The sequence below is a fragment of the Kribbella sp. NPDC003505 genome (assembly GCF_040610875.1).
Taxonomy (GTDB): Bacteria; Actinomycetota; Actinomycetes; order Propionibacteriales; family Kribbellaceae; genus Kribbella.
The window spans coordinates 80,634-99,781 of sequence record NZ_JBEXNA010000016.1; the positions used below are offsets into that span (position 1 = coordinate 80,634).

General features: G+C 69.3%; 17 protein-coding genes. 11 read left to right on the plus strand and 6 right to left on the minus strand.

Going from position 1 to position 19,148, the window contains the following annotated elements; translation table 11 throughout:
- Positions 1–74: 74 nt before the first annotated feature.
- Together ABZX12_RS38640 and ABZX12_RS38645 are read left to right on the plus strand one after the other, a co-directional pair.
- On the plus strand, positions 75–1,574 hold the full coding sequence (locus tag ABZX12_RS38640; RefSeq protein ID WP_355700431.1) for an MFS transporter: 1,500 nt from the start codon (positions 75–77) through the stop codon (positions 1,572–1,574).
- Between the two features lie 128 nt (positions 1,575–1,702).
- Positions 1,703–2,749 carry a hypothetical protein gene (locus ABZX12_RS38645; protein ID WP_355700432.1) on the plus strand — a complete coding sequence of 349 codons (1,047 nt, stop codon included), beginning with the start codon at positions 1,703–1,705 and terminating at the stop codon, positions 2,747–2,749.
- Between the two features lie 28 nt (positions 2,750–2,777).
- On the opposite strand, the gene ABZX12_RS38650 is transcribed toward ABZX12_RS38645, so the two are convergent.
- Positions 2,778–4,070, minus strand: coding sequence for an MFS transporter (locus ABZX12_RS38650; RefSeq protein WP_355700433.1), 1,293 nt, complete (start codon positions 4,068–4,070; stop codon positions 2,778–2,780).
- A gap of 148 nt (positions 4,071–4,218) precedes the next feature.
- Between ABZX12_RS38650 and ABZX12_RS38655 the strand changes: the two genes are divergently transcribed.
- Positions 4,219–5,196, plus strand: coding sequence for an ATP-binding cassette domain-containing protein (locus ABZX12_RS38655; protein ID WP_355700434.1), 978 nt, complete (start codon positions 4,219–4,221; stop codon positions 5,194–5,196).
- Positions 5,193–6,029 (plus strand): ABC transporter permease, encoded by an 837-nt coding sequence (locus tag ABZX12_RS38660; RefSeq protein ID WP_355700435.1) that lies wholly within the window; start codon positions 5,193–5,195, stop codon positions 6,027–6,029. The genes ABZX12_RS38655 and ABZX12_RS38660 overlap by 4 nt, the downstream gene beginning before the upstream one ends.
- A gap of 66 nt (positions 6,030–6,095) precedes the next feature.
- Here ABZX12_RS38660 and greA read toward each other — a convergent pair whose 3' ends face one another.
- Positions 6,096–6,608 carry a transcription elongation factor GreA gene (gene greA, locus ABZX12_RS38665; RefSeq protein WP_355700436.1) on the minus strand — a complete coding sequence of 171 codons (513 nt, stop codon included), beginning with the start codon at positions 6,606–6,608 and terminating at the stop codon, positions 6,096–6,098.
- Positions 6,609–6,878: 270 nt separating this feature from the next.
- Between greA and ABZX12_RS38670 the strand changes: the two genes are divergently transcribed.
- Positions 6,879–8,186 carry a hypothetical protein gene (locus ABZX12_RS38670; RefSeq protein ID WP_355700437.1) on the plus strand — a complete coding sequence of 436 codons (1,308 nt, stop codon included), beginning with the start codon at positions 6,879–6,881 and terminating at the stop codon, positions 8,184–8,186.
- Here the strand turns inward: ABZX12_RS38670 and ABZX12_RS38675 are convergent.
- Positions 8,183–8,611, minus strand: a complete 429-nt coding sequence (locus ABZX12_RS38675; RefSeq protein WP_355700438.1) for a DUF4307 domain-containing protein — start codon at positions 8,609–8,611, stop codon at positions 8,183–8,185. The genes ABZX12_RS38670 and ABZX12_RS38675 overlap by 4 nt on opposite strands.
- Before the next feature lie 58 nt (positions 8,612–8,669).
- Here ABZX12_RS38675 and mca point away from each other — a divergent pair, with 58 nt between their 5' ends.
- The 3 genes from mca (at position 8,670) to ABZX12_RS38690 (ending at position 11,031) form a co-directional block, all read left to right on the plus strand.
- Positions 8,670–9,533: a mycothiol conjugate amidase Mca gene (gene mca, locus ABZX12_RS38680; RefSeq protein ID WP_355700439.1), complete on the plus strand. Its 864-nt coding sequence runs from the start codon at positions 8,670–8,672 to the stop codon at positions 9,531–9,533.
- Positions 9,534–9,576: 43 nt separating this feature from the next.
- On the plus strand, positions 9,577–9,867 hold the full coding sequence (locus tag ABZX12_RS38685) for a hypothetical protein (protein ID WP_355700440.1): 291 nt from the start codon (positions 9,577–9,579) through the stop codon (positions 9,865–9,867).
- A gap of 138 nt (positions 9,868–10,005) precedes the next feature.
- Positions 10,006–11,031, plus strand: a complete 1,026-nt coding sequence (locus ABZX12_RS38690) for a CopD family protein (protein ID WP_355700441.1) — start codon at positions 10,006–10,008, stop codon at positions 11,029–11,031.
- A gap of 3 nt (positions 11,032–11,034) precedes the next feature.
- Here ABZX12_RS38690 and ABZX12_RS38695 read toward each other — a convergent pair whose 3' ends face one another.
- On the minus strand, positions 11,035–11,562 hold the full coding sequence (locus tag ABZX12_RS38695; RefSeq protein ID WP_355700442.1) for a nitroreductase family protein: 528 nt from the start codon (positions 11,560–11,562) through the stop codon (positions 11,035–11,037).
- 36 nt (positions 11,563–11,598) lie between these two features.
- Here ABZX12_RS38695 and ABZX12_RS38700 point away from each other — a divergent pair, with 36 nt between their 5' ends.
- From ABZX12_RS38700 to ABZX12_RS38710, 3 genes are all read left to right on the plus strand, one after another.
- Positions 11,599–13,584, plus strand: coding sequence for a thioredoxin domain-containing protein (locus ABZX12_RS38700; protein WP_355700443.1), 1,986 nt, complete (start codon positions 11,599–11,601; stop codon positions 13,582–13,584).
- Positions 13,585–13,810: 226 nt separating this feature from the next.
- Positions 13,811–15,895 carry a M4 family metallopeptidase gene (locus tag ABZX12_RS38705; RefSeq protein WP_355700444.1) on the plus strand — a complete coding sequence of 695 codons (2,085 nt, stop codon included), beginning with the start codon at positions 13,811–13,813 and terminating at the stop codon, positions 15,893–15,895.
- Between the two features lie 87 nt (positions 15,896–15,982).
- Positions 15,983–17,398 carry a M28 family metallopeptidase gene (locus ABZX12_RS38710; protein ID WP_355700445.1) on the plus strand — a complete coding sequence of 472 codons (1,416 nt, stop codon included), beginning with the start codon at positions 15,983–15,985 and terminating at the stop codon, positions 17,396–17,398.
- On the opposite strand, the gene ABZX12_RS38715 is transcribed toward ABZX12_RS38710, so the two are convergent.
- Together ABZX12_RS38715 and ABZX12_RS38720 are read right to left on the minus strand one after the other, a co-directional pair.
- Positions 17,395–17,910, minus strand: coding sequence for a hypothetical protein (locus ABZX12_RS38715; RefSeq protein ID WP_355700446.1), 516 nt, complete (start codon positions 17,908–17,910; stop codon positions 17,395–17,397). The genes ABZX12_RS38710 and ABZX12_RS38715 overlap by 4 nt on opposite strands.
- A gap of 57 nt (positions 17,911–17,967) precedes the next feature.
- On the minus strand, positions 17,968–19,122 hold the full coding sequence (locus ABZX12_RS38720) for a phosphotransferase (protein WP_355700447.1): 1,155 nt from the start codon (positions 19,120–19,122) through the stop codon (positions 17,968–17,970).
- Positions 19,123–19,148: the final 26 nt, after the last annotated feature.

Sequence of the window (19,148 nt, forward strand, 5' to 3'; positions counted from 1 at the left end):
CATGCACGCGCAATCTATGCAAACGCATTTAATGCCTAGACATTAGATGCACACGCATGCAATAGTGTCTGCTCGTGACCGAAACAACGCACACCACATCACCGGCCCGCATGACCTGGGACGCGCGCCTCTGGGGCGCACTTCTGGTGGTCTGCGGCGTGATCTTCCTCGACGGCCTGGACGTGTCCATGGTCGGCATGTCCCTGCCGTCCATCGGCGCCGACCTGGGCGTCTCCCTGGCCTCGCTGCAGTGGGTCGTGACCGGCTACGTGCTCGGGTACGGCGGTCTGCTGCTGCTCGGCGGCCGGACCGCCGACCTGCTCGGCCGGCGCCGCGTCTTCCTGATCGCGCTGGCCGTCTTCGCCGCCGTCTCGATGCTGAGCTCACTGGCGAGCAACCCCGAACTGCTCATCGCGGCGCGGTTCGTGAAGGGTGTCGCCGCGGCGTTCACCGCCCCGGCCGCGCTCTCGATCATCACCACGACCTTCCACGAGGGCCCGGATCGCAACCGCGCCCTCAGCATCTTCACCACCTGCGCCGCCAGCGGCTTCTCGATGGGCCTCATCCTCGGCGGCGCGCTGACCGAGGTCGGCTGGCGCTGGACCTTCCTGATGCCCGGCCCGGTCGCCCTGATCGTGCTGCTGTTCGGCATCAAGCTGATCCCGAACAGCCCGCGCGACGACGCCGCCGGCGGGTACGACGTGCCGGGGGCGGTCACCGTCACCGCGGGCATGCTGTCCCTGGTCTACGCGGTCGTCGGCGCCGAGCACGCCGGCTGGGCCTCGTTCCAGACCATCGGGCTGTTCGCGCTCGCGGCAGTGCTGCTGGCCGGCTTCGTCGCGATCGAGCAGCGCACCAAGCACCCGCTGGTCCGGCTCGGCATCCTGCGCAACGCCTCGCTGCGGCGGGCGAACCTGGCCATCCTGACCGTCTTCGGTTCGTACGTCGCCTTCCAGTTGATCGGCACCCTGTACCTGCAGAACCTGCTGGGCTGGTCGTCGTTCGAGACCGCGCTCGGCTTCCTTCCGGCCGGCCTGCTGGTCGCCACGCTGTCCCCGAACGTCGGCAAGATCGTCGACCGGGTCGGCACCGAGAAGATGATCATCGTCGCGATGGCGCTGTTCGTCGCCGGGTACGCGCTCAGCTTGCGGATCGGCCCGGAGTCGGCGTACTTCTCGACCGTGTTCCCGACCATCATGCTGCTCGGTCTCGGGTTCGCGATCGGGTTCCCGTCGCTGAACATCCAGGCCGTGTCCGGGGTCCCGGACCACGAGCAGGGGCTGGCCTCCGGGCTGTTCAACACCTCCAACCAGGTAGGTGGCGCAGTGGTCCTCGCGATCGTGACCGCGGTGATCAGCGGACAGACCGTCGGCGTCACCGCACCGACCGGGGTGCTGTCCGCGTACAAGTCCGGCCTCGGCGTCGTGACGGGGATCGCGGCACTCGGCCTGGTCATCGCGCTGACCGGCCTGCGCGGCCTGCGCGCCCGGCGGGCCGTCGAGGAACGGGAGGCCGCGGAACTGGCCGCCGTACAGGACGAACTGGCGTCGGAGGAGATGACTCCGGCCGCCTGACAACAACCAGCCCTCCCGGGCTGTGCGGTGATAGATGAAGTAGTGCGGATCCTTCCGGGGGTCCGCACTACTGCTTTTCGGGGCGATCCCCGATTGGTTTCGGACCGGTGGGGTGCTGGACTGGGGACATGAGCAACCAGAGCTACGACGAGAAGGTCAAGGCCATCCTCGACCGCGTCGCGAACGGCCACCTGTCCACCGAGGAGGCCACCACCCTGATCGCCGCCATCAAGCCGGCCGCCGACGCCGGTGACACCTCGACCGCTGATGGGCCGGGCGCCAAGGAGCCGGTTGCCGAGCAGGGGACCCAGGACGCCCCGCCCCGGAACTCGACCGACTGGCCGGCCGCCGAGGACCTCGCGTCCCCGGAGGTCTGGGCGGACGCCGTCGACTCACCCGTCGCCGAACCCGCTCCCGAACCTGCTGCCGAACCTGCTGCTGAACCCGTTGCCGAACGTGCTCCCGAGCCCGCCGCCGAGGCGGTTGTGGAGCCGGCTGTGGAGGAGGCCGAGCCGGTCGAGGAGGAGCACAGCAACGTGCCGATCCCGTCGGGCGTGCAGCGGGTCACCGTCCGGGCGATCGGGCGGCGGGTGCGGCTGATCGGCGAGCCGGCCGTGAACGGCGTCGCCGTCGACGGGCCGCACGTGATCAAGCGCGACGGCGACACCCTCGCGATCAGCAGCGAGGGCGACATGGGCGTCTCGATCGACGGCTTCAGCATGCTGCGCAACCCGACCGACCTGAAGGCGCACGTCAACGGCCTCGCCAAGGAACTGTCGATCCGCGTGAACCCGCAGCTCCAGGTCGAGGTCGAGGTCACCGGCGGCAGCGTCAACGCCGAGCGCCTGCCCGGTCTGAGCCGGGTCCGCGTCACCGCCGGTACGGCGAAGGTGTCCGACGTCGACGGCCCGATCGACGTCCTCGTCCAGGCCGGTTCGGCGAACCTGGACGCCCAGATCACCAAGGGCCGCTCCCGCGTCCGCGTCGAGTCCGGTACGGCGCAGGTCGCGCTCCGCCGCGGCTCCGACGTCCACGTCCACACCGAGGCCCAACTCGGCCGCGTCACCTGGACCGGCGCGGTCTCCGGCCAGTCCAAGGACGTAGAGATCGGCCGCGGCCGCGCCGCCCTGGACGTAGAGGTCCTGGTCGGCACGGCTCAGATCGCCTCGGACTGACGGCGCGCGGATCGCCAGGCCATCACAATCACCCGTCCGCCGCACCGCTACGCGGGCGCACGCCTTGGTCCGGCGATTGTGATGGCCCTGAGGTCCGCATCACCTCGGGAGGAATGGTCCGCAAGGTGCGGAGTCGGGAGAAGTAGAGGAAGGCGTTGCCGGCCAGGGTGCCAAGGCCTGCTATCCACAGCGTGGTGTGCAGGCCGAACGCCGTACCGAGGGCGCCGCCGAGGAGACTGCCCAGCGGTGCGGCGCCCCAGCTGACGAAGCTCATGGTGGCGCTGACCCGGCCCTGCAGGTCCGGCGGGCAGAGGCGCTGCTGTGTGCTGACCTGCAGGATGTAGCTGACGATGATGCAGAAGCCGGCCAGCAGCGTGGCCACCACGAACCAGCTCACCATCCAGCCGGGCGCGGTGAGCGCCTGCAGGGTGAACGCGACGCCGATGCCCGTCGACGACAGCAGCAGCGTGCGCGCATCGCCGTACCGAGTGCTGAGCTTCTCGGTGACGGCCGAGGCCACGATCGCGCCGAGCAGGCCGATCATGCTGAGGACGCCGATCGTCGCCGGCTGCAGATGGACGCCGCGCACCAGGTAGACGACCATGATTGCGCCGGCGGCGGCCTGGAAGAGCATGGTTGTCATCGTGTTCAGCGCGACCGGTCGCAGCAGCGGATGCTGGAAGACGTACCGCATGCCGTCGCCGATCTCGCGGCGCAGGTTGGGCCGCTCGGGTTTCACGGGCTCGGCCTCCGGCGTACGGATGCTTCGCAGCCAGAGCGCTGACCAGAGGAAGGTCAGTGCGTCCAGGCCGATGGTCAGCGCCGCCCCGAGCCATTGGACGAGCAGGCCGCTCGCACCGGCGCCGATGACGGCCGCGATCGAGTGGTTCGCGGCCAGCTTGGCGTTGCCCGGCAGCAGGCGGTCCCGCTCGAGCAGCCGCGGCAGGTACGAGTTGTGCGCGACGTCGAACAGCACGGTCAGGATCCCGGCCGGCACCAGCACGACGTACACCTGCGTGAGCGTGAGTACGCCGAACCACCAGGCGATCGGGATCGACGCGAACAGGAGCGCCCGGAGCAGGTCGGCGTACACCAGGACCGGACGGCATCGGATCCGGTCCGCCCAGGCGCCCGCGAACAGGCCGAGGACGAGCCAGGCGGCCGTCTCGCACGTCCGGAGCAGTGAGATCTGGAGCGTCGACGCGTTCAGGGTGAGGACGGCGAGCAGCGGGATCGCGCCCATGCTCAGGCGGGATCCGAGCTGACTGAGCAGGTCGGCGGCCCACAACCGGCGGAAATCGGGATGGCGGAGGATGCCCATTCCGCGACCGTAGAGCCAAACCTGAGCCGTGTCGACTCAACTGTCAACAAAGTTGAGTCGATGAGACTCAATATAATTTCAGAGTGAAATTGTCGGCGTTCTCCGGCAGGATAGTGGCCTGCGTCACATCCAGAAGGGGGACGTGCGGATGGCTGCAATCGAGGCAACCGGCCTCGTGAAGACGTTCAAAGGCCGACAGGCCACGGTCAAGGCACTCGACGGGATCGACCTCGACGTGCCGGAAGGGACGGTGCTCGGCCTGCTCGGGCCGAACGGGGCAGGCAAGACCACCACGGTCCGGGTGCTCACCACACTGATGAAGCCGGACGCCGGCTCCGCCCGCGTGCTCGGCCACGACGTGGTGACCGAGGCGGACACCGTCCGGTCGCTGGTGGGGCTGTCGGGGCAGTATGCCGCGGTCGACGAGCTGCTCACCGGCCGGGAGAACCTGTGGATGTTCGGCCGGCTGTACCGGCTGACCAGCCGGCAGGCGAAGGAGCGGGCCGAGGAGCTGCTGGCGACGTTCGACCTGACCGACGCCGCGGACCGGATCCTGAAGACGTACTCGGGCGGCATGCGGCGCCGGCTCGACCTGGCCGGATCGCTGATCGCGCACCCGAAGGTGCTGTTCCTCGACGAGCCGACCACGGGCCTGGACCCGCGCTCGCGCCTCGACCTGTGGCAGATCATCCGCGACCGGGTCCGTGAGGGCGTCACGATCCTGCTCACCACGCAGTACCTGGAAGAGGCCGACGAGCTGGCCGACAGCATCGCGGTCGTCGACCACGGCTCGGTGATCGCCCGCGGTACGGCGGACGAGCTCAAGGCGAAGGTCGGCGGCGAGCGGATCGAGGTCGTCGTCCACGATCCGCGCGACACCGTGCGGGCGCTGGAGCTGCTGACCCGCGCGCTCGGGATCGCGGATCCGGAGTCGACCACGCTTGAGGAGCACACCCGCCGGATCACGGTGCCGGCGCCGGGCGGCTCGAGCGCGCTGGTCGAGGTGATCCGGACGCTCGACGCGGCCGGGATCCGGATCGCCGACATCGGGCTGCGGCGCCCGACGCTGGACGACGTGTTCCTCAGCCTGACCGGGCACGAGGCCGAGCAGAAGGAGGCAGTGTGAGTGCGGAGCTGCCGGCCCGGGTGAACCCGATCGGCCGGGCGTTGTCGGATGCCGGGATCCTCGCCTGGCGAAGCCTGAAGCGGATCCCGCGGACGCCGGACATGCTGATCTACGCGACCATCCAGCCGATCATGTTCGTGCTGCTGTTCGCCTACGTCTTCGGCAACGCGATCCCGATCCCGGGCTTCCCCGGACCGCAGGCCTACCGGGAGTTCCTGATGTCCGGGATCTTCGCGCAGACGATGGCGTTCGCGGTCGCGTCGGCGAGTGTCGGGCTGGCCGACGACATGTCGAAGGGTCTCATCGACCGGTTCCGGTCGTTGCCGATGGCGAGGTCCGGGGTGATCGCCGGCCGGGTGGCCGGCGACCTGGTGTTCAACTCGTTCGTGATGGTGATCATGGTGCTCTGCGGCCTGCTCGTCGGCTGGCGCTGGCACAACGGGTTCGGGCAGGCACTGGCGGCGTTCGGGATCCTGCTGCTGTTCGCGTTCGCGATGCTCTGGGTGGGCGCGCTGATCGGGCTGTCCGTCGGCGGCCCCGAGGTGGCGTCGTCGGCGGGGCTGATCTGGCTGTTCCCGCTGACCTTCCTGTCGAACGCGTTCGTGCCGACGCCGCAGCTGCCGAGCGCGCTGCAGCCGATCGCCGAGTGGAACCCGATCTCCTCGATCGTCGCGGCCTGCCGGCACCTGTTCGGCAACCCGTCGCCGTTCGCCAGCCCGGACAGCTTCCCGGCCCAGCACCCGGTCTGGCTGTCGCTGATCTGGTGCACGGCGATCATCGCCGTCTTCGCGCCGCTCGCGGTCCGCAAGTACCGCAGCGCGACCGGGCGCTGAACCGGCCAGCCAAGCCGAAGCGCCCCGGTGGGGGATCCCACCGGGGCGCTTCGGAAGCTTGGTGGGTCAGCCGGTGAAGGGTTCCGCGGCGACGATCTCGACGGTCACGTCCTTGCCGTTCGGGGCCTCGTAGGAGGCCTTGTCGCCCTTCTTCTTGCCGAGGATCGCCGCGCCGAGCGGAGACTGCGGCGAGTAGACGTCGATGTCCACCGACGCGTCCAGGGCGAGCAGCTCACGGGAGCCGAGCAGGAACGTCTCGACGTCGTCGTCACCGGCGAACTTGATCGACACCTTCATGCCCGGCTCGATCTTGCCGCCGGCCTTCGGGGTCTCGCCGACCCGGGCCCGGCGGAGCATGTCCTCCAGCTGCCGGATCCGCGCCTCGATCTTGCCCTGCTCGTCCTTGGCGGCGTGGTAGCCGCCGTTCTCCTTGAGGTCGCCCTCGTCCCTGGCCTCGCTGATCCGCTGCGTGATCTCGGCACGGGCGGGGCCCTTCAGGTGCTCGAGCTCGGACTTCAGCTGGTCGTAACCGTCCTGCGTCAGCCAGACAACGCTGTCCTCGTCGATCTTCTGCGTCACGGGCTGCTCCTTGTGTCGGATGGGATGGGCAGGAAAATACTCTTGGCCGCCGTCGTCGACGGCGACCAATCCAACGAGCGTAGCAAGAGACCGCAGATCACGCAGGGTCTCCAGACGGTCGCAAGCGCTTGGAAAACGCTTGCTCAGCGGCATTTCGGCGATCCGGGAAACTTTCCTGGCAATCGGTTGCCGCCAACCGGTCGATTGACGCCTGACCTGCGCTTTCCTACGCTCCCCAGGACAGCGGCCCGGGGCGCGAAAGTGGTTCATGTGACAACGAGTGCCGAGCGGCCTGGTCCGCGCCGGCTGTGGATCGCGGGGGCGGCCGTGCTGGCGGTCCTGGCAGCCGCGGTGACCTGGTTCGTCGTGGGTCGCGGGGACGGCGGCGCCGAGGTGCCGGCGGCCGTGCCGACGACCATCGAACCGCCGTCCGAGGAGCGGATGCTGGCCGGCGTCGAAGCCGTCCTGAACGCTCGAGCGTCGGCCCTGCTGGCCGGCCGGCTGCCGCAGTACCTCCAGTACGTCGACCCGGAGAACCAGCAGCTCCGGCAACGCGACCAGCAGGTGTTCGCGAACCTGCGCAAGCTCGGCCTCTCCCGGCTGAGCTATCAGGTCGACACCAACTGGGCCCCGGAGGTCCAGGCGCAGCACGGCCCGAGCGCGCGGGCCTTGCGCGTCCTCATGCAGCTGCAGATCGCGGGCATCGACTCGGCTCCGCGGGCCACCTCGCTCGGCTACACCTTCGCCGAGCGCGACGGCCGTTGGCTGCTGGTCGACGACGACGATCTCGCGGCCGAGACGGACCTCAGCGCGTACCGCGAACCCTGGGACCTCGGCGCGATCGAGGTGGCGCGCCGCCCCGGCGTACTCGTGGTCGTACCGGCCGGCGAACGCGCCAATGCCGAACGTCTCGCCCGGGAGGCACGGCCGGCGATCCCGATCGTGCGCTCGATCACCCGGCGCGCCCAGGCCGGTGTTCTGGTCGTCGCGATGGCCGACGGCCGCTCGATGTCCGGCGAATGGCGAACCGGCGGGCATCCGGCCGCCGCCGTGGCCGTGCCGAACTTCGCCCCGGCGAACCCGGAGGCGAGCGAGTTCAAGGTCACCGGCAGCCGCGTGGTCATCAACCCGGAGCAGCGCACCAAGGCCGACCGGTTGCTGCTCGCGCACGAGTTCACGCATGCGGCGATGGAGCCGCTGGGGGACCGGGCGCCGATCTGGCTGGTGGAAGGCTTCGCGATGTACGTCGAGAACAAGCTCGCGGCGCAGGACGAGTACCAGGACGAGATCGACGACCAGCGCCAGGAGTTGCTGAGCGAGAAGATTCCGGCGCTGGTGGTGCTCCCGATCGACGGGGTCTTCCACGGCGACTACGACGAGGACAGCTACGGCGTCAGCTGGGTCATCGTCGAGTACCTGGTGACCACGTACGGACAGGCCAAGGTGAACTCGCTCTACGCCGACCTGGCCCGCGGACCCGATGCACCCGCAGCCCGGGAGCAGGTGCTGCGCAAGCACCTGAAAGTCGGCGAGACGGCGCTCGTCGCGGCGCTGAAGAAGTACGACGGGCCCGGCTAGCGCGGGCGGTGCTGGTCCGCGGTGGTGCAGCCGACGAGGACGACCGATGTCGCCGAGCGTTGCGTTGTCAGCGTCACCGGGAGGACCTGGTGACGGGGTGCGTCCGCGGGGACCGTCAGCGTCACCTCGCCGACGATGGAGAAGTCGGCCGCCTTCGCCTGCAGCCGGCAGCTCGCCGCGACCGACTTGCTGCGGTCGACCTTCACGCTGGCCTTCACGCTGGTCGGCGAGACGATCTCGAATCCCTGCAGTTGCGACGTCACCGGCGGATTCGACTGCACCCAGGCCGCCCAGATCAACCAGGCCAGTCCGGCCAGCGCGATCACGCCCACGACGCCGATCAGCAGCGGCCGGCGGGACCGTCCGGACCGGCCGTAGCGGGCGTTCAGGTCGGAGGGCGGACTGGCGGCAGATGACTCGGTCACGGGGTGTCCAGGGGGTCGGTCGTGGGTTTTCGCGGGTGTTGGAGGACCATTGTGTCTTGTGAGTGGAGATCTTCGGTTGTTGCATGTGCACGCCCATCCGGACGACGAGTCGAGCAAGGGAGCCGCGTCGACCGCACGGTACGTCGCCGAAGGCGTGGAAGTGATGGTCGCCACGTGTACCGGCGGGGAGCGCGGATCGATCCTGAATCCGAAGATGGACCGCCCCGAGGTGCTGGCGAACATCACCGAGATCCGCCGCAAGGAGATGGACGCGGCGCGCGAGATCCTCGGCATCCGGCAGGAGTGGCTGGGCTGGGTGGACTCCGGCTTCCCGGAGGGCGATCCGCTGCCGCCGCTGCCCGAGGGCTGCTTCGCGGCGCAGAAGGTCGAGGACGCCGCCGCGCCGCTGGTGAAGCTGATCCGCGAGTTCCGCCCGCAGGTCGTCACGACGTACGACGAGAACGGCGGCTACCCGCACCCGGACCACGTCATGTGCCACCAGATCACCGTGGCCGCGTTCGAGGCCGCCGGGGACAAGGACGCCTATCCGGAGCTGGGCGAGCCGTGGCAGCCGCTCAAGCTGTACTACCACCACACCTTCCACTACGAGCGGATGAAGGCGCTGCACGACGGCATGGTCGCGCGCGGCCTCGAGTCGCCGTACGCCGAGCGGCTGAAGGACTGGAAGCCGGACCCGGAGAACGAGCGCCGGATCACCACCCGCGTGGAGTGCGCGAAGTACTTCGAGGTGCGCGACCGGGCACTGCTCGCACACGCCACCCAGATCGACCCGGACGGCGCCTGGTTCGCCGTACCGCTGGACGTGCACCAGGCGGCCTGGCCGACCGAGGACTACGAGCTCGCGCGGAGTGTGGTCGAGTCCGAGCTGCCCGAGGACGATCTGTTCGCGGGGCTGCACTGACGGGCGGCGCGGACAATGAGACAATGGTGGCGTGGTAACAGCGATGATCTCCCTTCAGACGGCCGAGATCGACCCCAACGTGGTGAAGCCGGGGTGGGTCGCGCTGCTGATCGTGCTGGCGCTCGGTGCCGCCACGGTGCTGCTGTGGCGCAACATGGGCAAGCAGCTGAAGCGGATCGACTTCGATCGCGATGGTGCGGACGACCCAGCACCGTCCGGCGACCCAGCGAGTCCGGACCGCTCAGCGTCCCCGGCTACCGATGCAGCGCCGACGACTTCGGCCCAGACCCCGACCCAGACCTCGAGTGAGTCCAAGGAACACTCAGAGCACTGAGTCTGTAGCAGTGCGGTAACTGATTCTCGGGAGCTCGGAAACACCCTGGTCACGAGATGGTGTCGGGCTGGGCGGCCCACCTTCGGCTGACCCTATAGTGAGCCGCGTGCTGAATGGTGCCCAGGACCGGTCCCCCCGGTGACCGCGACCCGCGCCGCCCGGCATCGCATGCCCGGACGTCTGGTCGTGGGTGGGGTGGGTGCTGTTGCCGTCGCCTCGGCGGCGTTGGTGGCCGCGTTGTACGCGGCGGACAGCGAGCCTCGTGATGTCGGCGGGATCGGCGGTCCGGATGTCTTCGTTGCTTGGCTGCTGCCGCTGTTGCGGATGATCTCCACACTGGCGACGGTCGGCTGCGCGGGTGCGCTGCTGGCCGCCGTCGTCCTGCTGCGGGTCGAGGGCGGGCCGCTCGGCGTACAGGGCCGGCGTGCGGTCCGGGACGCGAGCAACGCGGCGATCATCTGGGCGGTGTGCGCGTTCGCGGGTGCGATCGTGACCGCGTCGCTGCTGCTGAACACGCCGGTGCTGCTGCTCCGGCTCCGCCTCGACGACGCGCTCGGCGTCCCCGAGGTGAAGGCGCTGCTGATCACCGGCATCCTGGTGCTCGCGCTGGCGATCGGGATCCGCCGGGTGCAGACGTCCTCGGCCGCGGGCCTCGGTGTGCTGGTCGCGATCGGCGCGCTGATACCGACCGCGGTCACGGCGTACCCGAGGAACGAGTCGTACGTCGTCCTGGCCGGCGCCGCCCTGGTGATCCACGTGATCGCGGCGACCACCTGGATCGGCGGACTCGCCGGCCTGGTCCGGTACGGGCGGGCGAGCCGGACCGGACTGCCGCTCGTGATGGAGCGGTACGGCCAGACGGCGTTCATCTCGGCGATCGCCGTCCTGGTCAGCGGCCTGATCAGTGCCGCCGGCCGGCTGGCGGCCAAGGGCGGCGGCTGGGGCTCGCTCGTCGACGCCCTCACCGAGGACGCGTACGGCGCGCTGCTGATCGCCAAGGTGGCAGCGTTCGTGCTCCTGGTCGTCCTCGCGGGGATCCACCGGGCTCGCTCCGACGTCGACCTGCTGGACTCCGGCGGCCCGTTCTGGCGCGTGGTCGGCGTCGAGCTCCTGGTGATGGCGCTCACCCTCGGCCTGTCGGTCGCCTTGTCGCAGACCGCCTAGGCCCTAGGCCCAGGGCGCCGTCCGCAGGTCAGCGGTACTGCGACGCTCCCGGTCGGCCGGGCGGTTCTCCGCGGGCCGGCCGACCGCGATCATCGACAGGATGTGCCAGCCGGGGCCGGGGTCGAGGTCCGCGGTGAGGGACTCGAGGTCGAACGCGCGGAACTGGCGGCAGGCGAGATCCATCGCGTGGGCCTGCAGGGTGAGGTGCGCGACCGACTGCCCGAGGTCGTAGTCCGCGAAGTCGGAGTACGCCCAGTCGGTGTCCTCGACGTACCGATGGGCCATCGTCACGATCAGCAGCGACGCGCTCGGCGCCCAGCGGGCCGAGCTGCGGGCGAGGTGCCGTACGACGCGCTTGTGCTCGGGCTCGTCGCGGCGCGCCACGAAATACGCCCAGGGCTGCGAGTTGCCCGCGGACGGCGCCCAGCGGGCCGCGTCGAGGAGCAGTTCGACGTCGTCCTCGGTGACGGTCCAGGCGGGATCGAACATCAGCGGGCTGAAGCGGCTGGCGAGCAGAGGATGGACGGGCACGCTCCCATTCAACCCCGGACGCATACGGTGGGACGTATGGCGAACGAACTTCGGCGGTCGACCAGTCCGTACCTGCGGCAGCACGCGGACAACCCGGTGGAGTGGCGGGAGTGGTCGGAGCGGGCGTTCGCCGAGGCCCGCGAGCGGGACGTGCCGGTCTTCTTGTCGGTGGGGTACTCCGCGTGTCACTGGTGTCATGTGATGGCGCACGAGTCGTTCGAGGACGCCGCGACCGCCGCGTACCTGAGCGAGCACTTCGTCAGCGTGAAGGTCGACCGCGAGGAGCGGCCGGACGTCGACGCGATCTACATGTCGGCGACCGTGGCGATGACCGGGCAGGGCGGCTGGCCGATGTCGGTGTTCCTGACATCGGCGGGCGAGCCGTTCTTCTGCGGCACGTACTTCCCGAAGGACACCCGCGGCGGGATGGCGTCGTTCCGGCAGGTGCTGGAGGCGATCACCGACGCGTGGCAGCACCGGCGCGAGCAGCTCGACGGGATCGGGAAGCGGGTCGTCGAACAGCTCGGCGCCCACCAGCCTGCCGGCGAGGAGGCGTTCGACCTCCACCGCGCCGTCCAGTTGCTGAAGACCGAGTTCGACCCGGTCGACGCCGGCTTCGGGCGGGCCCCGAAGTTCCCGCCGTCGATGGTGCTCGACTTCCTGCTCCGGCATCACCGGCGCACAGGCGACGAGGACGCGCTCGCGATGGTCGCCCACACCTGCGACCGGATGGCCCGGGGCGGGATGTACGACCAGCTGGCCGGCGGCTTCGCCCGGTACTCCGTCGACGGGCAGTGGATCGTTCCGCACTTCGAGAAGATGCTGTACGACAACGCGCTGCTCCTCGACGTCTACACGCACTGGTGGACGCTCAGCCGCGACCCGCTGGCGCGCCGCGTCGCCGAGGAGACCGCCGGCTTCCTGCTCGCCGAGCTCCGGACGCCTGAGGGCGGCTTCGCCTCCGCGCTGGACGCCGACACCGAGGGCGAGGAGGGCAAGTACTACGTCTGGGCGCCGGACGAGCTTCGGCAGGTGCTCGGGGACGACGCCGACTGGCTGATCGAGCTCTGCGACGTGACGGGCACGTTCGAGCACGGTACGTCGGTGCTCCAGCTTCGGCGGGATCCGGAGGACGCCGAGCGGTGGAATCGGGTGCGCTCGACGCTCGCGCAGGTGCGGAGCAGACGCACTTACCCGGGCCGGGACGACAAGGTCGTTGCCGCGTGGAACGGCTTGGCGATCACGGCGCTGACGCGGGCCGGGGTGGTGCTCGACAGGCCTGAGTACGTCGAGGCCGCGGCTGCGGCGGCGCGGTTGATCCGGGAGGTGCATCTTGACGGCGCCCGGTTGTACCGGACGTCGCGGGACGGAGTGCGGGGGAGTGCGGACGGCGTACTCGAGGACTACGCGGCGTTCGCCCAGGGGTGCTTGACGCTGCTCGGCGCGACCGGTGACGCCGAGTGGTTCCGGGTGGCGGAGGGCTTGCTGGGCAGGGTCCTGGAGCAGTTCGTTGCTGACGGCTCCTACTTCGACACGGCCGCGGACGCGGAGCAGTTGGTGTGGCGGCCGCAGGACGCGACGGACAACGCGACCCCTTCGGGGGTCAGCCTGGCGGCCGAGGCCCTGATCACGTTCGCGAGCCTGACCGGATCCGACCGCTACGAGACCGCTGCCCACCAGGCCCTGCAAGCCTCGGCAACCATCGCCGCCCGGGCTCCTCGGTTCGCGGGCCGCGCACTGGCCGTCGCCGAAACAATTGCCGGAGGCCCCCTCGAGATCGCCGTCGTTGCCGCCGGCGACTCTCTCACCGGCTCCGCGCGAGAGCTTGTGCGGGTCGCGTTCGCCGACGCTCCGTGGGGTACGCCGATCGCGGCCGGGGCGCCCGGGCTCGGCGTACCGCTGATGGACGGACGGGGGCTGGTCGGCGGATCGCCGGCGGCGTACGTGTGTCAGAAATTCACCTGCCGGCTGCCCGTGACGTTGCCGGAACACCTTCGGCGGGAGTTGCGCCCCACGGACTGAGCCCGTCCCGGGCGCGGGTTTTCCCTGCGGTTTCGGCCGAATCCCTTGACTCACGGCGCACGGACGACAACAGTCTGTCCTCACGTCGGATGTAACAGAACTCGCATGCATCGACACGAAGTGTCACAAATGAGGCAGTGGCACTGTTGCGTCAGCATCCGGCGCGTCCCCAACTGAATTAGGTCGCTGCGCCCAAACAGCGACCACACCGTGAGGAGATGTTGTCTTGAAACGACTGACATCAGCAGGGGCGGTGGCCGTCGTCGCGGCAGCGGGTCTTGCCGCTGGCGTGACAGGGTTCACCGCTTCGACCGCGGGTGCCGCCGACCGGACGGCTCCGCTCCCGGCATCCGGCTTCAACCAGCCGGCCGCCGTCCAGGCCGAACAGGCGCTGACCGCGCAGACGGCCGCCGCCCTCGGCCTCGGCGCCGGCGAGCAACTCAAGGTCCGCGACGTGGTGAAGGACGCGGACGGCACCGAGTACGTCCGCTACGACCGCACCTTCAACGGCCTGAAGGTCGTCGGCGGTGACCTGATCGTCAAGCGCAAGGGCGAGTCGATCGGGCAGGTCACCTACAACCGCGGTGCGAAGGCCGTCGCCGTCGCCACCAAGCCGACCCTGTCCCAGTCGGCCGCGCTCGCCAAGGGTGCGAAGGCCGCGGAGTTCAAGGCCACAGGCAACAAGGGGCAGTTGGTCGTCTTCGTGACGCCGACCAAGCCCGTCCTCGCGTACGAGGTGATCACGACCGGCGTGAAGGCCGACCAGACCCCGTCGGTGCTGCACTCGTTCATCGACGCCAAGTCCGGCGCGGTGCTGGACCAGGACGACGAGGTCAAGACCGGTACCGGCAACTCGATGTACTCCGGCACCGTCAGCATTGGCACGTCGGGCAGCTACACGATGAGCGACCCGAACCGCGGCGGCAACTACACCACGGACCTCAACGGTGCTACCTCCGGCAACGGCACCACGTTCACCGACCCTGACGACACGTGGGGTACCGGCGCCGCGTCGAACCGCCAGACCGCCGGTGTGGACGCGCACTACGGCGCCCAGCTGACCTGGGACTACTACAAGAACGTCCACGGCCGCAACGGCATCTTCAACAACGGCCAGGGCGCCCGCTCGCGCACGCACTACGGCAACGCGTACGTGAACGCGTTCTGGGACGGCACCCAAATGACGTACGGCGACGGCGCGAGCAACACGCACCCGCTGACGTCGATCGACGTCGCCGGTCACGAGATGAGCCACGGTGTCACCGAGGCGACCGCGAACCTGAACTACTCCGGCGACGCCGGCGGCCTGAACGAGGCCACCTCCGACATCTTCGGTACGGCGGTGGAGTTCTCCGCGAACAACTCGTCCGACCCGGGTGACTACCTGATCGGCGAGAAGATCAACATCAACGGCAACGGCACGCCGCTGCGCTACATGGACAAGCCGTCGAAGGACGGCCGGAGCGTGGACTGCTGGTCGACGAGCACCGGCGGCCTGGACCCGCACTACTCGTCCGGCCCGCTGAACCACTGGTTCTACCTGGCCTCCGAGGGCACCGGCAGCAAGGTCATCGGCGGCGTGACGCACAGCAGCACCGCCTGCAACGGCGCCACGATCACCGGTATCGGCCGCGACGTGGCCGCGAAGGTCTGGTACCGCACGCTGAGCACCAAGCTGAGCTCGGGCAGCACCTACAAGGACGCCCGTGAGGGTGCGATCAACTCCGCGAAGGAGCTGTACGGCGCGGACTCCACGCAGTGCAAGGGTATCGAGGCCGCGTTCAACGGCATCTCGGTCCCGGCCGGTGCGGCCGCCTGCTCGGGCGGCGGCGACCCGGAGCCGCCGACCGGCGACAACCTGCTGCTGAACCCGGGCTTCGAGTCCGGCGCGGTGAACTGGACCGGGACCGCCGGCCCGATCACCAACGACTCGGGCCGCCCGGCGCGGACCGGCACCTGGAAGCTGTGGCTCGGCGGCAACGGCCGCGCCGCGGCCGAGAACGAGGCCCAGTCGGTCGCGATCCCGGCATCGGCGACCAGCGCGACGCTGTCGTTCTGGATCCGCATCGACACTGCGGAAACCACCACCTCGACGGCGTACGACACCGCCAAGGTGCAGATCGTCGACGGTTCGACCACGACCACGCTGGCGACGTACTCGAACCTGAACAAGAACACGTCGTACGTCCAGAAGACGCTCAACGTGACGCAGTACAAGGGGAAGACGGTTTCGGTGAAGTTCGTCGGCACGGAGGACTCCTCCCTGCAGACCAGCTTCGTCATCGACGACACCTCCCTGACCGCGAGCTGACCTCGCGGGTGTTTCGTCCGGGGCGTGTGCGGCCCTCCGCCCAAGGCCCGCACGCCCCGGATTTCCTTTGCCCGAAGGAGATCCACCATGCGCAAGTCCCTCGTCCCAGGGCTCGGCGTAGTAGCGCTCGTCGCCGGGGCAGTGTTTGTCACCGGCAACAGCGCGGTCGCGGCCGAGTCGCCCGACATCTCGGTCACCAACACCAAGGCCCACCTGGACCAGTTGCAGTCCATTGCCAACAGCAACGGTGGCAACCGGTACACCGGCAGGGCCGGCTACAAGGCCTCGGCCGACTATGTGAAGGCCAAGCTGGATGCGGCCGGGTACACCACCACCCTGCAGTCGTTCAGCACCTCGGCCGGTACGTCGTACAACGTGATCGCGGAATGGCCGCACGGCGACGCGAACCACGTCGTGATGGCCGGCTCGCACCTGGACAGCGTCAGCTCCGGTCCAGGAATCAACGACAACGGTTCTGGCAGCGCCGGCGTACTCGAAACCGCCCTCGCCTACGCCGCCAGCGGCCAAACTCCCAGGAACCGGCTGCGCTTCGGCTTCTGGGGTGCCGAGGAGCTCGGGCTGCTCGGCTCGAAGTACTACGTCAACAACGTGCCCTCCGCCGAGCGCGACAAGATCGAGCTGTACCTGAACTTCGACATGATCGCGTCGCCGAACCCGGGGTACTTCGTGTACGACGACAACCCGGCCGGCGACGGCGCCCGGGACGACCTGGTCGCGTACTTCACGAGCAAGAGCGTCCAGACCGAGTTCATCGACGTCCAGGGCCGCTCCGACCACGCCGCGTTCCGTTCGTTGGGTGTCCCCACGGCCGGGACCTTCTCCGGCGCCGAAGGCACCAAGACGTCCGCCCAGGCGTCGAAGTGGGGCGGTACCGCGGGGAGCGCGTTCGACCCGTGCTACCACCGGTCCTGCGACACCATCAACAATCTGAACCTGACGTCGCTCGACCGCCAGATCGATGCCATCGGCCACATGATCTGGAACTACGCGCAGAAGGACTACACCGGCGGGCCGCCGCCGACCGGCGGCAACCTGCTGCAGAACCCGGGCTTCGGGTCCGGTGCGGTGAACTGGACCGGCGACACCGGCGTGATCACCAACAGCTCGTCACGTCCGGCGCACACCGGGTCGTACAAGGCGTGGCTGCAGGGGAACGGCCGGAGCAGCACCGAGAACCTCGGCCAGTCGGTCGCGATCCCGGCCACGGCGACGGCGGCCTCGCTGTCGTTGTGGATCCGGATCGACACCGCCGAGACGACCTCGTCGACCGTCTACGACACCGTGAAGGTCCAGATCGTCGACGGATCCACCACGACGACGCTGGCGACGTACTCGAACCTGAACAAGAGCTCGTCGTACGTACAGAAGACGCTGGACGTCACGCAGTACAAGGGCAGGACGGTCACGGTGAAGTTCGTCGGCCAGGAAGACTCCTCGCTGCAGACGAGCTTCGTGATCGACGACGTGGCCCTGACCGCCTAGAGCTGCTTGCAGAGCTTGCCCGGCGGAACGGCGGCTTCGGTGAGCAGTTTGTTCACCGGGGCCGCCAACGGCTTCAGGTTCGGGTCCTCGATCCGGGCCGTCTTCCCGTTCGCCGACACCGCGACGATCATGTCGTCGGGGTGCTTCGTGGTCAGCTTGGTCGCGGTGACGCTCGCCCAGTCGACCTGCTGAGCGGCCGTGGTGATGGACGCCAGCAGGCTCGGGTCGAGCTTGCACCGGATCGTTTCCTTCCCGCGCTTGGTCACCGTCGCGACGCCGTCGGGGCCGACCTGCACGTGGTCGTCGAAGCCGGCGAACCCGCCGGTCCTGGACACGGTCAACGGCAGGCCGGTACCCACCGGCGTCGACTGCGTCACGGTCGGCAGGGTGGGCGGCGGTGTCGTGCTCTGCGGCGTGCCCGCCGAACCGGACTCGCTGCCGCACCCGGTCAGCACGAGTCCCGCGACGGTCGTACACACGGCCATTGCTGCGTATGTGCTCAGGTTCGTCACGCTCTATGGATACCGGGTGACGGGTCGTTCGTTGCAGCTGTGACACGACTGAAATGTTCAGATCACCGGCGACACCAGGTCGACCAGCGTGCGGGTCAGCAGCACGCGCTCCTCGAACAGCTCCAGCGATGCGTCCGCCTTACCGAACTGCTCCAGCGGCAGCGCGGTGAACGCGGCCCGGACGAGCAGCGAGCCGAGGTACCCGTACAGCACCTGCTCCTCGTCCACCTCCATCCCGTCTTCGCGGAGCCCCTCCTGAAACGCCTTCAGGATGACCTTGTGTACTGCGGGCAGCGCCTCCGGCGAGAGCTCCCCCGCGTGGGCCAGCCCGATCAGCAACTGCCCCAGGTCGAATCCGGCCGCCTGCGGGCAGTCGAAACCCCAGTCGATCGCCACGAACTCGTCCGGGCTGTCGTGCGGCACCAGCAGGTTCTGCGGGCTGGCGTCACCGTGCTGGTAGCACTGCGGCAACGCGTCGAGCGTGTCGAGGACCGCGGGAATGCGCTCGCCCAGTGCGAGCAGATCGTCCCGCAGGGCGTGCTCGTTGAGGTTGCACACCGCCGCCGCGAGCAGGGGCTGCCGCCAGCACTGCGGGTCGGCGAGGACCGGCAGCGCGGACTTCATGACGCGGCCGTTCGCGTAGTAGCGCAGCGCCGAACCGGGGGTGCTGGAGACCTCCCTGTCGAGCAGCGGCTCGACGAGGTGCGGTTGGCGGCGCGCGGACAGCCTGCCGAGCAGGTACGCCGCTCGCTCGAAGCGCTCCAGCGGCCACGGGCCCCATTCCTGGACGACGTTCTCCATCCACACCGTGCCGCGGTCGTCGTCGTACAGGTCGATGCGGTAGGCCTTCGCGAGCCGCAACCCGTCGGGCATCAGGTCGCCGACGCCGCTGCGGTGCACGGCGATCTCCAGCTGCCAGGGCATGTAGTCGATGAAGCTCTGCCGGTAATCGATCGGCACGAACCTGATGATCGGCGAGTGCCGGACCGACTGGAGCTTCTTCACGAAGCACGACCAGCCGGCGCCGTCGGCCGTCGTACCGAAGACGCGGTGCAGGGACTCGGTGCTCGGCGTGCCGATCGGGTAGTCGACAGGCTCGACCCGGACCGCGCCTGCGACGGCCGCCGGATCCCCGGTGATCGTCCGCACGAGCGCGGCCAGGTCGTCGGCCCCCAACGCGTCCCGGCCCAACGGTGCGAGTTCGGTGATCATGTTCCCCCCAAGGAAGTAAAGTCACC

Excerpts from the sequence above, each read along its gene's own strand:
- ABZX12_RS38655 (WP_355700434.1), top strand. The coding sequence starts at position 4,219 with ATGGCTGCAATCGAGGCAACCGGCCTCGTGAAGACGTTCAAAGGCCGA.
- ABZX12_RS38685 (WP_355700440.1), top strand. The coding sequence starts at position 9,577 with ATGATCTCCCTTCAGACGGCCGAGATCGACCCCAACGTGGTGAAGCCG.
- ABZX12_RS38720 (WP_355700447.1), bottom strand. The coding sequence starts at position 19,122 with ATGATCACCGAACTCGCACCGTTGGGCCGGGACGCGTTGGGGGCCGAC.
- ABZX12_RS38700 (WP_355700443.1), top strand. The coding sequence starts at position 11,599 with ATGGCGAACGAACTTCGGCGGTCGACCAGTCCGTACCTGCGGCAGCAC.
- ABZX12_RS38710 (WP_355700445.1), top strand. The coding sequence starts at position 15,983 with ATGCGCAAGTCCCTCGTCCCAGGGCTCGGCGTAGTAGCGCTCGTCGCC.
- ABZX12_RS38650 (WP_355700433.1), bottom strand. The coding sequence starts at position 4,070 with ATGGGCATCCTCCGCCATCCCGATTTCCGCCGGTTGTGGGCCGCCGAC.
- ABZX12_RS38645 (WP_355700432.1), top strand. The coding sequence starts at position 1,703 with ATGAGCAACCAGAGCTACGACGAGAAGGTCAAGGCCATCCTCGACCGC.